At 43.2% G+C, this 13990-nt stretch carries 10 protein-coding genes; 8 read left to right on the top strand and 2 right to left on the bottom strand.

The features are described 5' to 3' along the window. Nucleotides 1-70 precede the first annotated feature (70 nt). The 8 genes from carA to I3257_RS07330 all read left to right on the top strand — a co-directional run bounded on the left by carA (nt 71) and on the right by I3257_RS07330 (nt 11696). Nucleotides 71-1303, top strand: a complete 1233-nt coding sequence (carA, locus tag I3257_RS07365; RefSeq protein WP_238049270.1) for a glutamine-hydrolyzing carbamoyl-phosphate synthase small subunit — start codon at nt 71-73, stop codon at nt 1301-1303. Between the two features lie 198 nt (nt 1304-1501). Then, nucleotides 1502-4756: a carbamoyl-phosphate synthase large subunit gene (carB, locus tag I3257_RS07360; RefSeq protein WP_238049269.1), complete on the top strand. Its 3255-nt coding sequence runs from the start codon at nt 1502-1504 to the stop codon at nt 4754-4756. A gap of 394 nt (nt 4757-5150) precedes the next feature. Next, nucleotides 5151-5627: a transcription elongation factor GreA gene (greA, locus tag I3257_RS07355; RefSeq protein WP_045445504.1), complete on the top strand. Its 477-nt coding sequence runs from the start codon at nt 5151-5153 to the stop codon at nt 5625-5627. Between the two features lie 485 nt (nt 5628-6112). Continuing rightward, nucleotides 6113-7081 (top strand): hypothetical protein, encoded by a 969-nt coding sequence (locus I3257_RS07350; protein WP_238049268.1) that lies wholly within the window; start codon nt 6113-6115, stop codon nt 7079-7081. 238 nt (nt 7082-7319) lie between these two features. After that, complete coding sequence (locus tag I3257_RS07345) at nt 7320-7880, top strand: hypothetical protein (RefSeq protein WP_087813758.1); 561 nt, start codon at nt 7320-7322, stop codon at nt 7878-7880. A 118-nt stretch (nt 7881-7998) separates the two neighbouring features. Next, the gene (locus I3257_RS07340) at nt 7999-9267 is read left to right on the top strand and encodes a putative DNA modification/repair radical SAM protein (protein ID WP_238049267.1); all 1269 of its coding nucleotides are present in this window, start codon (nt 7999-8001) and stop codon (nt 9265-9267) included. Nucleotides 9268-9324: 57 nt separating this feature from the next. Further along, nucleotides 9325-10197: a TIGR03915 family putative DNA repair protein gene (locus I3257_RS07335; protein WP_238049266.1), complete on the top strand. Its 873-nt coding sequence runs from the start codon at nt 9325-9327 to the stop codon at nt 10195-10197. 149 nt (nt 10198-10346) lie between these two features. Next, a complete protein-coding gene (locus I3257_RS07330; RefSeq protein WP_238049265.1) occupies nt 10347-11696 on the top strand; it encodes a glycosyltransferase in 1350 nt (449 codons plus the stop codon). A 165-nt stretch (nt 11697-11861) separates the two neighbouring features. Here the strand turns inward: I3257_RS07330 and I3257_RS07325 are convergent, their stop codons facing one another. Continuing rightward, nucleotides 11862-12617 (bottom strand): cupin domain-containing protein, encoded by a 756-nt coding sequence (locus I3257_RS07325; protein WP_238049264.1) that lies wholly within the window; start codon nt 12615-12617, stop codon nt 11862-11864. After that, nucleotides 12592-13332 carry a gamma-glutamyl-gamma-aminobutyrate hydrolase family protein gene (locus tag I3257_RS07320; RefSeq protein WP_238049263.1) on the bottom strand — a complete coding sequence of 247 codons (741 nt, stop codon included), beginning with the start codon at nt 13330-13332 and terminating at the stop codon, nt 12592-12594. Before I3257_RS07320 ends, I3257_RS07325 begins: the two co-directional genes overlap by 26 nt. Between the last annotated feature and the right edge of the window lie 658 nt (nt 13333-13990).

Here is a 13990-nt window from a genome sequence, read left to right as displayed (position 1 = left end):
AAAGCTGCTTTAAATCCGAAATTTAATCATGAGAAATTACGGCACTCACCAATAACAGCGGAGGCAAACCTTGAATTCATCGGCAGAAATACAAGCAATTTTGGCATTAGCAGACGGTACGATTTTTCGCGGTGTGAGTATCGGCAGTCTCGGTCATCGTGTCGGTGAGGTGGTGTTTAATACAGCCATGACAGGGTATCAAGAAATCCTAACTGACCCAAGCTACGCGCGTCAGCTAGTGACCCTCACCTATCCGCACATTGGCAATACGGGTACCAATAGCGAGGACACAGAGTCTGGCAATGGTCATAAAGTCTGGGCAGACGGTCTTATCATCCGTGATGCTACAATGGTCACCTCAAACTTCCGTAACTCTCAATCATTAACTGACTATCTACAGAGCCATGATACCGTTGCAATCGCTGAGATTGATACCCGTCAATTGACTCGTCTACTACGTGATAAAGGTGCACAGAACGGCTGTATTATGACCGCCTCAGACGGCGAGACCATCAGCGCTGCTGATGAGCAACAAGCCATCAAATTGGCACAAGAGTTTGCTGGTATCGAAGGCATGGACTTGGCAAAAGAATGCTGTACTGAAGAGACGTTCGAATGGACGGCAGGTACGTGGGATTTATCAGATACCCTACTTAACCGTGATGCCATTGGCAGTCATGATAGCGGTACAGGCGGATTTTTCAAGCAACTAGGTACGCATATCGAAGCAAAATACAATGTCGTCGCTTATGACTTCGGTAGCAAAACCAATATCCTGCGTATGCTGGTTGACCGCGGCTGTCATGTAACCGTCGTTCCTGCACAAACGCCTATCGCAGATGTGCTGGCGATGAACCCAGATGGTATCTTTTTATCAAACGGTCCTGGCGACCCTGCAGCCTGCGACTATGCTATCGATGCCGTACGTCATATCATTGAACAAACTAACATTCCAACGTTTGGTATCTGCTTAGGTCATCAGCTGGTTGGACTTGCCAGCGGTGCAAACACTATCAAGATGAAAACAGGCCATCATGGTGCTAACCATCCAGTACAAGACTTGGCAACTGGCACGGTTATGATTACCAGTCAAAACCATGGTTTTGCGGTTGATGAAGACACGCTACCAGACAACGTTAAATCTACCCATCGCTCGTTATTCGATGGTACCAACCAAGGTATCGAGCTGACCAACAAGCCAGTCTTTAGTTTCCAAGGTCACCCAGAAGCCAGCCCTGGACCTCATGATTGCGCGCCATTGTTTGATAAGTTTGCGGACATGATGGCAGCTGCTAAAGCTTAATTTATTAATGATCAGCCATTATTGATAATTAGAAATTTGTCATAAAGCTTAAATCACTAACGGTGATTTAAGCTGACCCACGCAAAATATAATAGTACTGATTCAAATATAGATTTAATAAAATATAGCTTTGTTCACATATCGTTTTATCCAAATATAAATCAATTAAAACATCAAATAACGAAGGTAGCCCTAACTATGCCAAAACGTACCGACATAAAAAGTATTCTTATCATTGGCGCAGGTCCTATCGTCATCGGGCAAGCATGCGAGTTTGATTATTCAGGCGCACAGGCGTGTAAAGCGCTAAAAGAAGAAGGCTACCGTGTCATCTTGGTCAACTCAAACCCTGCGACCATAATGACCGACCCTGCCATGGCTGATGCGACCTATATCGAGCCGATCACGTGGCAGACGGTTGAGCAAATCATCGCTAAAGAACGTCCAGACGCTATCTTGCCAACCATGGGCGGACAAACCGCTCTAAACTGTGCGTTGGAGCTGGATAAGCATGGCGTATTGACCAAATATAACTGCGAATTGATTGGCGCGACCAAAGACTCAATTGAGATGGCGGAAGACCGCAACTTATTTGATAAAGCCATGAAGCGTATCGGTCTTGAATGTCCACGCGCTGAAACCGCTGAGACGATGGAAGAAGCATTTGCGACCCAAGAAAAAATGGGCTATCCGTGTATCATTCGTCCGTCGTTCACCATGGGCGGTTCAGGCGGCGGTATCGCATATAATCGCGACGAATTTATCGAGATTTGTGAGCGTGGTTTTGACTTATCACCAAACCATCAATTGCTAATCGATGAATCATTAATCGGTTGGAAAGAATACGAGATGGAAGTGGTTCGTGACAAAAACGACAACTGCATCATCATCTGTGCCATCGAAAACTTTGACCCAATGGGCGTGCATACGGGCGACTCCATCACGGTTGCGCCAGCGCAGACTTTGACCGACAAAGAATACCAAATCATGCGTAATGCCTCATTGGCAGTATTGCGTGAGATTGGTGTAGAAACCGGCGGCTCAAACGTTCAGTTCGGTATTAACCCTGATACTGGTCGTATGGTCGTCATCGAGATGAATCCACGTGTGTCACGCTCATCAGCATTGGCGTCAAAAGCCACTGGTTTCCCGATTGCTAAAATCGCGGCGAAATTAGCCATTGGTTACACGCTAGATGAATTGCAAAATGACATTACAGGTGGCAAAACGCCAGCCAGCTTTGAGCCTGCGCTTGATTATGTGGTCACAAAAATCCCACGTTTTAACTTTGAAAAATTCCCACAAGCAGATAGTGTTTTATCAACCCAAATGAAATCGGTTGGTGAAGTCATGGCGATTGGTCGTAACTTTCAAGAGTCGATGCAAAAAGCATTACGTGGTATGGAAACTGGCAATGATGGTTTTGATGAGCAAATTGACTTATCGAAAGTTAGCATTGAAAAGGCACGTAGCGAAATCACCAATCGCTTAACCATTCCAACGCCTGAACGCATTTATTATATTGCCGATGCTTTCCGTATCGGTATGAGCGTCGATGAAGTATTCAACTTAACCAAAATCGATCCATGGTTCTTGGTACAAATCGAAGATATCGTGAAAACTGAAGCTCAAGTCAAAGCGTTAGGTTTTGGTGGTTTAACTGAGAAGAACTTACGCAGCTTTAAACGTAAAGGTTTATCAGATTTGCGTTTAGCAAAACTCCTTGGTGTCTCACAAAAGCAGCTACGTAAAAAGCGTTGGGACTTAAACGTTTATCCCGTGTATAAGCGCGTCGATACCTGCGCAGCAGAATTTGCTACCAGTACCGCTTATATGTACTCAACGTACGATAGCGAATGTGAAGCCAATCCAACGAATAACAAGAAAATCATGGTTATCGGTGGCGGTCCTAACCGTATCGGTCAAGGTATCGAGTTTGACTATTGCTGCGTTCATGCAGCACTTGCGATGCGCGAAGACGGCTACGAGACCATCATGGTCAACTGTAACCCTGAAACGGTTTCAACCGATTATGACACCTCTGACCGTTTATATTTTGAGCCAATCACGTTAGAGGACGTGTTAGAAATCGTCCGTATCGAAAATCCTGATGGTGTGATTGTACAGTTTGGTGGTCAAACACCATTGAAACTTGCTCGCGCTCTTGAAGCTGCTGGCGTAAAAATCATTGGTACTAGCCCAGATGCGATTGACCGCGCAGAAGACCGCGAACGCTTCCAGCATATGATTCAGCAATTGAACCTTATCCAACCAACCAATGCTTTAGCGACGAGCTTAGAAGATGGTTTGGTCAAGGCAAAAGACGTTGGCTATCCGTTGGTAGTACGCCCATCATATGTACTTGGTGGTCGCGCGATGGAAATTGTCTATAACGAAGACGAGTTAAGACACTATTTGCGTACGGCGGTTCAAGCATCGAACGAAGCGCCCGTCCTACTAGATCGCTTCTTAGACGATGCGATCGAAGTCGATGTCGACTGCGTTAGCGATGGTACTGACGTCGTGATTGGCGGTATCATGCAGCATATCGAACAAGCTGGCGTGCACTCTGGTGACTCCGCGTGTTCATTGCCACCTTACTCATTGTCTGATGAGCTGTGCGATGTGATGCGCGCGCAAACGGTCGCCATGGCAAAAGAGCTTGGTGTTGTAGGTTTAATGAACGTACAGTTTGCCGTAAAAGGTGAAACGATTTATATCTTAGAAGTGAACCCTCGCGCTGCCCGTACCGTGCCGTTTGTCTCTAAATGTATTGGTACTTCTTTAGCGCAAATCGCGGCGCGCTGTATGGCTGGCACCTCATTAAAAGACCAAGGCTTTACCACTGAAATCGTTCCGGCATTTTTTGCGGTCAAAGAAGCGGTATTCCCGTTTGCGAAGTTCCCTGGCGTTGATCCAATCTTGAGCCCTGAGATGAAATCAACCGGTGAAGTGATGGGCGTCGGTAAAACCTTTGGCGAAGCATTTTATAAAGCCATTATCGGTAGTAATGAGCGTCTGCCAGGTCTACCGACCGAAGGCGAAACCAAAACTGTCTTTATCTCAGTACGTGATAGTGACAAAGCACAAATCGCCCCTATCGCTCGCCAGCTTGTTGACTTTGGTTTTAACATTGTATCAACCACTGGTACGCAAAAAATATTGAGCGACGCCGGTATTGAGTGCAAGCAAATCAATAAAGTTACCGAAGGTCGCCCGCACATCGTCGATGCCTTGAAAAATGGTAAAATCGACCTTATTATCAATACCACTGAAGGCAAACAAGCACAAGAGGATTCATTCTCTATCCGCCGTAGCGCCCTGCAAGGTAAAGTGTTTTATGTGACGACTTTAGGGGCGGCAGACGCGGTTTGTAAATCTTATGCCATTGACCTACCGTTTGAGGTCTATAAGCTACAAGATTTGCACGAACAAGCAAAGACTATTGCTTAGCTCTATTGACTTAGCAGCATAATTTCAGTAGATTAAGCATAACGGCAACGCTCGTTTAACAGCGGATGCAAAACTTGTTATCGATTTTTATATAACAGTAGTGCTTTAAAAAACGTACGGCTTAAAAAAGCAGTACTTCAAAAAAATAAAGTTTTAAAAAGATAGACCTAAAAAGCATAGTGGCTAAACTGCGACTATGCTTTTTATTACGTAAGGTTAAAGTGCCTTGTTTGTCAGTGTATCCATGCTCCCAGATAAGCGCGTGTTTAGTTGTTACGCAGTCTAAACCTCATTCTTTTTATATCTTCACATATTCATTGCAATAACACTGACACCATCTCACTATTCACTAAGAGTAGGAGATGGTGTGGTGTTATTGGTTTAAGGAAAAAACATGCAACGTTATCCCATGACTCCGCAAGGACATGCGGCTCTAGAAGCCGAATTAAAACAGTTAAAAAGTATCGACCGTCCACGCATCACTGCTTCTATCGCTGAAGCTCGTGAACATGGCGATTTAAAAGAAAATGCTGAATATCATGCAGCTCGCGAACAGCAAGGTTTTTGTGAAGCGCGTATCCGTGATATCGAAGCCAAACTTGGCGGCGCGCAAGTGATTGATCCTGCAACATTACCAAAAGATGGTCGTGTGATATTCGGCGTGAGCGTCGTTATCGAAAACATGGACACCGGAGAAGAAAAACAATACAAAATCGTTGGTGATGACGAAGCAGACTTTAAAGCGGGTAAAATCTCAGTCAATTCACCGATCGCACGTGGTTTGATTGGTAAGTCTGAAGGCGATGAAGCGCGTATTGAAACGCCAAAAGGCGTGGTCGAATACGAAATCATGAAAGTAATTTACGATTAAGTTTCCTGATTTGAGAAATATCTGGATAGAAAGCCTTTGATAGGTAATTCTTTGATAAATAAAAAGCTTTTGATGACAGCAGTATTTTAACGCGAATCAGCTGGAAATTTGCTTAGCAAATGAGCGTAGAAAGTAGTACACAACCTCATTATGAATAGAGCAGAAGTTACACAACGCTGCTTTTTTAGTCTGTTTGTTTTAGCGCATAATTGCTCGAGTATAGATGCTGAGCCTTGTGACTATTACAAGTGTCTCATTACAAGTATTAGACATCAGTGCTTAGCAACTGACTAAAATAATGATGGAGAGATAGCGAACGTTGGCTATCATTAGTATCTTTACCCTCGTTATTTGACATGGTTTACATGCTCATTTGACGGGGGTTTTTCTTTTCTAGGTGTTGTTTTCTAAGCGTTATTTTTTACGATTTGCTTTCTGCTACTACATTAGCGGCTTTATTTACTGTTATTTTAAAGGAATCTATTATGACCATACACATCGATATGCCAGCGTTACTGACTATAAATAAGAAGGCGTTTACCCAGCACAGCCTCGTCAAAAAAAGCGTGTTAAGCACTGCTATTCCAACAATTTTAGCAGGCGCTTTATTGACGGTATCTACCGCACATGCTGCGCCTGAAATCGCCATCACTTCGTCTGCTGGTAGTAGCACTACCGTCGTTGAGCAGTATTCTGACGGTAAAACCGCGACCATTACAGCGACACCGAACGGCATCACTATGCAAGACGGCATGCCTTATGCGGTGACTCAAGTAACTAACGTTCCACGCTATACGGTTCGCCAAGTCGCCAGTAATGGTGCGAGCAATACGGTCGTCACCCAAGGCAGCACCACGGTTACGAGCGTACCTGTGACTAACCAGATGACCAATCAAACAAGCAAAGTTGATGTCATAGCCGTGCCAACGACTAGCGTGACGCAAGTATTGCCTGTGACGACGGCTACCCAATTGCCAGTCATCAATACGCCAACGACAACCGTAGTGACGAACCAACCTGCAACGACGCAAATAGTATCTACGTCTTTAGATGCTCTGCAACTGACACCGACCTTTAGTACGCCTGACGTGGTGAATGCACAAACCAAAGTGATGAAAATATTAAAAAACAAAGATGGTCGCGAAGTGGCTGTACCTGCGAACCATATCGCACCTGGCGACATCATCGAATACCACACCACTTATACCAATACCACGGCACAACCCGTCACTGACATCAATGCCATGGTGTCACTGCCAAATGGCGTGCAATTGGTATCATTGAATAGCCCACTACCAACGCTTGCGACAACAGGCGGCGACAGTTATCAGACTATCCAACAAGTTGGCAATACTGTAGTCATCACGGAAAATTACTCTGGACTCAAATGGAACTTGGTAGATCTTCCTGCTAATGCACCGCAAACGGTTGTTATACGTGCGAAGGTTCAGTAAAAATTAGATTTGAAAGTTTAGATTTTAAAATATTGTTATTTAATAAATCTTAAAATTAATAAAAGGTCTTGCCGGCTAATTTCTTAGTCAGCAAGACCTTTTTGATGAGCGTACCTCATTCCTTAACAACCAACCTTTTGCTATAGTGCTATTAACTCAAAACAAATATCCGGTCATTATTTCCATGTATAAATTTACTCCTCTCTCTACATTGGTTTTTATTATTTACGGTTGTATTTTGAGTTCTATATCTTGGGCTGAAGCTGCCGAACCAGAATTTGATGCTAGCTTTTATATGTCGAAAATTTGTACTGCATATATAACTAAGAACGATAATGAATATTGTGATGATGGTTACATCCTTAAAAGCGAAACATTAAATAATGGCGAAGTGATAGAAACCGTGCTTATGGATGACATGGGTGGCTACGGCTGGAACCATACTTCGCTCAAAAGAATCGATAAAGATACTTATCATGTCTATATCGGCTGTGGTAGTCCATGCGGCACTAATATACTATTTGGTCGTGGGGATAAAAAACAAAATTTTGACCTATACTTTGACTTTGATACAAAAAGTCAGTGTAGTGTTGAGTATAACAATGACCAAAAGCTCTGGGTTGCCCGTCATTTTTTCTCCGATAAAGAGGTAGCTTTACCTTCAACTCATGGCAATAGTGAATCTGCGATTTATCCCAAGTACGATGCTGAGTTCGATGAAAAAGGACGTCTGATTATCAAAAACCACTTCTCAGAGGAAGTGGTTCAAACGTTGCCTAATCCCTGCTCTCATAATTAAAAAATCTCATAAATAGCACGACAACAGTTGTCGCATTAAATCAATATTTCTTCAATAATTCCAGTGACTTACAAGCCAATTTGCTAAAATAATAGCTAATAAATGAATTGGTAATCTTATGGCCACCATCAATTATGAACGACTACAAGGCAAGCTCAATATTTTAGCGGATGCTGCTAAATATGATGTTTCTTGCTCATCATCGAGTGGCACGCGCAAAAACCAAGGCGGTGGCCTGGGCGATGCTTCTGCAACTGGTATTTGTCACAGCTACACTGAAGATGGTCGCTGCGTCAGCTTGTTAAAAATCCTCTTAACCAATCATTGTATTTACGACTGCGCTTATTGCACCTCGCGTAAAAGCAATGACACTCCGCGCGCGGCTTTTAGTGTTGAGGAAGTCGTTGATTTAACCATGCATTTTTATCGTCGTAATTATATCGAAGGGTTGTTTCTGAGCTCAGGTATCTTTAAAAGTGGCGATTATACGATGGAGCGACTGGTTGAGGTCGCTAAGATATTGCGGACACGTGAATGCTTTAATGGCTATATCCATTTAAAGACCATTCCGGGTGCATCTAAAGAGCTGCTATTAGAAGCTGGTCTGTATGCTGACCGCTTAAGCGTTAATATCGAGATTCCGACCAAATCAGGTCTAGCACTGCTCGCCCCAGAAAAATCACATGATGAATTAAAAGCACCGATGGAAACGGTTAAAACTGAAATTATTACGATCAAAGAGAGCCGTAAAACGCATAAAAAAGCGCCGAAATTTGTGCCAGCAGGTCAAACCAGTCAGATGATTGTTGGCGCGAGTAACGAGACTGACTTGCAAGTAATTCAGTTATCGAGTCATTTTTATAAACAGTATGATTTAAAACGCGTTTACTACTCTGGCTATGTACCGATGTTGTCCGACAGTCGCTTGCCAGCGATTGGAACGCCAGTGCCGATGATACGTGAAAACCGTCTGTATCAAGCGGATTGGCTGATGCGTTTTTATGGTTTTGGTGCGCATGAAATCGTTGAACCAGACTCGCCATTTTTGGATTTGGACTGCGACCCAAAACTGGCTTGGGCAATCCGACACCGTGAGCATTTTCCGGTCAATATTCAAACCGCAAGCTATGAGATGATTGTGCGTATCCCGGGCATTGGTACTAAGACGGCTAAAAAAATAGTAAAGGCGCGCAAGTTTAATCAGTTGACGCTTTATCATCTGAAAAAGATGGGCGCGGCGGTCAATCGCGCCAAATACTTTATCGCAACGACTGGTAAAAACGAACATTTAGCGCATTTAACGCGTGATAACTTCCGGCAATATGTATTGGCACAGACTCAGACCAAGTATAAAGACCAGCGTAATGGGCAAATGGCGCTGTTTTGATAAGTGCGGTTTTAATGAGTACGGTTTTAATTGGAGCTATTTTAAATAGGAATATAGATGTCACAACTGCTGCAAAATAATGACTTCGTTGTCGGTCACTTAACGCCCAGCATCGTGCTTTATGAGCCAATTTTTGAGGGTTGGCTGAGTGCGGTATTTTATGTCTATGCCAATAAACTGCAAAACGATGATTCTCTACAGTTAATCGCTCAAGACTGCTATGTACCTTCATTAATCGCACAAGCGACTAGCGTTACTACTGATGAAGACAATGCCGAACGCGTACTCACCAAGCTGCATAAGTTATTAGGTCGTTCAGGTATGCGCAATATTCTCTGGGGATTTTTATCCGAAAAAGACAATATCGGTACGACTCTATTTCAAGTGGTCAAATATGCCATCGATTATCCTAGCCGCCATATTATGGAAGACTTGGGTAATCTCAATGTCTTAGAGCTGGTGCAAACGGTCAAGTCTGTTGGTCGTGAGAAACATCGTATGGAAGCCTTTGTACGTTTTGAGCATACTACTAACGATATCTATTTTGCGCGAGTGGAGCCTGATTTTAATGTCTTGCCTTTGATTGGCGAGCATTTTCGTCAGCGCTACCAAGACCAACACTGGGCGATTTATGATTTGTCCCGTGGCTATGGCATTTATTATGTTAAAAGCAAAAGTACGCCTAAACGCCCCGCTGCCCTGCAAACCATCACTGATTTAGATAATGACGTGCTGCGCAATCCTGCCAGCATTCATAGCGAGGATGAGCAGCGCTATCAAAAATTTTGGCAAGGTTACTTTACCAACGTCAATATCAAAGAGCGTAAAAACCCACGTTTGCATAAGCAATACTTGCCGCAGCGCTATTGGAAATACTTAAGCGAAAAACAAGTACTTCCCAATGCTGAGCATTTACAGAAACGTCGCTAATGACTTTTATCCTTCGATTCAAGCCTTTATGCGTCTCTCTCTTAGAAACTCGACCATATAACCTTATCTTTTTATCTTGATGGTTGAGTTTTGGCGGCTTTTAACTGACAATAGCCACTTGTTATTATCAACTGGTCACCAATGCCATTATGAAAGTTATGCGCTTATTATCGTCTTTAAAGCATGATGAATCCGAGCGCGGTATTTTTCATCTTGGGCGCGCATTGGTCAAAAACGGCCATACCTCCATCATCGTCTCTAGCGCCGATGAAGATAATGATCTGGTCAAACGCCTCAAGCGTGATGGCAATAACTATCATCAGCTGCATATGAATAAAAAGTCTTGGCTGTCGTTACTACAAGTCACGGCGCTGCGGCGTTTAATTGAAGAGTACGATCCTGACGTGATCCATGTGCACTCACGCACACCTGCATGGATACTGCATTTGGCATTGCGCCGCGCCCGCGTCAAGCGGATACCAAAGCTAGTGTCAACCATGTATGGTTTTTATCCGATCAATAAATACTCTCAAGCCTTACTCGATGTCGATACCATCATTACCGTCTCCGATAGTGTGACCAATTATCTAAAAAAAGGCCTGCGCCGAGAAGATGCAGACCCTAAAGTCATCAAACGCATCTACCGTGGTATCGATACGCGCCGCTATCCTTATCGTCATAATCCGTCTGTTTATTGGCTACGCCATACCTTTGCTGAATATCCTGAGCTTGAGCATAAAAAGTGGCTGGTATTTCCAACTATTATTGGTAACGAATATGGTCAGGAATGGCTGATTGATATTTTGGGCAACTTGCAAGAGCAATTCCCTAACATCCACGTCATTATCATGGATGATGATTATAGAGATAGTGATGTCGCGCATGAAGATTTCCGCCAACGCACTAATACATTAGGGTTGGCTGATCGAATTACTTATGTAGGTAGCAAACGTAATGACATGCGTGAATGGCTCTCAGCCGCCAATATCGTCATGGCGCTTGCGAATGAGCCTGAATCAATCGGCATCAACGCCTTACAAGCGATTCATTTAGGCACACCCGTTATTGGTTGGGATCAGGCCGCATTTAGTGAGATTTTACAGCCGCTATATCCTCAAGGGCTGGTCAAAAAATACAATGCCAATGCGCTATGTAAAGCCGTGAGAAATCAATTAGAAAGCATCACACGCCCTGAAATGACCAATAAATTCACCATGCGTGAGATGATTGAAGAAACCCTCGCTGTCTACCAAGGTTTATACGACGACTCGCTCGCAGAGGAACAAGCTGCGAGCGATGCCGCTGCTGTCAAAAGAATTAACAAGACGCTAAAAAAATCCTCTAAACCCACTAGTAAGAAGCCTGAGTCTGCTTATGTCGCGCTTGCACCAGCCGATAAACAAACTAAAGTAAAGCTTGTCAAAGAAAAACCTAGAGCGATGAGTACCTCAAATTCGCCTACTAACTCAGACACGCTTCAAAATCATAAAGACCTGTAAGCCTATAACTTTGTTACTTAGGCTAATATCTAACAGCTTGCTAGGGCGTGTTTTCACAATGACTCCTTTCGTGCCAAAAAAAACGCGGCTTCTATTTTTAGAAGTCGCGCGGAAAATCACTATGGTTATTTAAACATCAACTTAAATGGCTATTAAAATGCTCACCTAATAAGTCGTCGGGGTGTGCGCACTAACAATGCGAGTCACGCCATCAGTAGGGTTGATAAAAGTATGCGGGCGAATGGTATCAATCACGTAGCTATCCCCTTGGTTTAATAGATACGTCGTCTCATCGATACGGATAAGAATCTTGCCTTCAATAACGGTGCCAATCTCTTCACCTTCGTGGGCGATTTTTTCTTCCGTTGAGCTGTTCGGTTGATACACCTCAATCAAAAAACCCAAATTCTTGGTGGTACTACAGTTATATACCTGTCTTAGTGACACTCTGCTACTCGGTTCGCTCAGCTCCAACAAATCCTTTGGCGTTACTACGACTCTCGCCTTTGGTTCTTTCCATTCATCACTAAAAAACGTGGTTAAATCAGAACCCAATACCGCTAAAATCGCCTTTAGCGTATTCACTGCTGGGCTGACTTTATTGCGCTCAATGGAGCTGATAGAAGTATTGGTTAATCCTGACAATTTCGCAAGCTTACGTTGCGAGTAGCCTTTTGCGAGACGCAGCTGATTGATCTTTTTACCGATATCCTCTTCTGGCGACTCGTCATTTTCGGCTGACATCGCTGCCTCAGAGTCTGTCAGCTCATCTTCATCATCACCACTGATGTCGTCATCTGTATCGATATCAGCCTTATCGCTGGCAACATCAGCGTCAATGCTGCTATTAATATCAATGTCAGTGCTGGCATTGTCTACATTGCCTTCAGTAGTGCTATTCAGTTTGGGGTTTGCTGGCATAGTGAATGAATTCCGTGAATAGAAATTTGGACAAGTCGTCTTGTGCATAATTTAACTCAGGATGCCATTGTACACCAATCATAAATGGATGTTGCAACAAGCTGATGGCTTCGACCAAACCATCAGGCGCTAGAGCCTCAACCAATAAACGCGCGCCTACTTTATGGATTGCTTGTTTATGTAGCGAGTTAACGTGCCATTTCTCACCAAAGGCGGCAAGCCTGCCATTTGCTTGAATATTCACGTCATGAACTGGCTGATACTGCACTTCAAGTGGCTGAGTATTGTCCTCTAAATGTGGCTCATAAAACCCCTCCACTTCCCGCCAATCAGGATGTAGCGTGCCACCAAAATGCACATTCATCTCTTGCAAACCTCGGCAAACCGCCAGTAATGGAGTGCCAGTCTTGTCTGCATAATCCAACAATTTAAAGCTCAGCTCATCACGACCCAAGTCTTGTTTCGCTTCGATATGCGTCGCGCCATAGCGCGTTGGTGCCACGTTACTATAACTGCCCGTTAACAAAATCCCATCTGCGATATTCAGTAGCGCCTCAAAGTTTTCGCTATCGGCAGCAGTGTTTGGCAGCAATATGGGATTGCCACCATAAAAATTCACGGCATCGATATATTTTTGATACACCGCTTGTGCTGGCTGCCCATCAACCATCTTATGACAAGAAACAATAGCAATAATAGGTCTAGAATTTTTCATACCGTCTTCCCTAGTTATAACAAATAGACCTCATCGTCTATATTGCTCAATCCTTTATTTAGCTAAAATTTAACACAGCATCTCATAAAATGTAAACTATAAATTTCAATATTACCGATATTAATAATAAAATTGGAAAAATGCATTAATTTAAGATAATTTTAAATAAAAATTGACAACTATATTTTTCACACATATATTGGAAGTCATCAGCGAGACATTAGACAAGGGTTGACGTTTATATCTCGATGTTAAGGGCTAAGAACAGCGAAATCTAAAGAATTCATATTATTAATAAAATCGGTTTTGAGAAATATAAAGAGAAACCTAGAGAGACACATAGAGACTGTTTAAATAAAACGTAATCAATCGCTGTTTTACCAAGCATTGGTTAGAAATATCACTAAAAGACGATGCGCCAGCAGTATCCGTATTGACAATAATCCCAGTAATTCTAAAAATTCATAGGAAGAATAGACATGACGACAACCAATGGAATGGTCGAATCTGCAAACAACACAGAATACGTTTATGTTGCGGCAGGTGATATTAATGGCTTACTTCGTGGTAAGCGCATCCCTTTCAATCAAATGGAAAAAGCAGAAAACGGTGCGATACGACTGCCTTTATCTATCTTAGGCGTTGATATTTGGGGTGC

Source organism: Psychrobacter sp. Ps7 (assembly GCF_022129225.1).
Lineage (GTDB): Bacteria > Pseudomonadota > Gammaproteobacteria > Pseudomonadales > Moraxellaceae > Psychrobacter > Psychrobacter immobilis_A.
The sequence above is the reverse complement of the archived record's forward strand: the minus strand, read 5'-3'. Positions and strand labels throughout refer to the sequence as shown.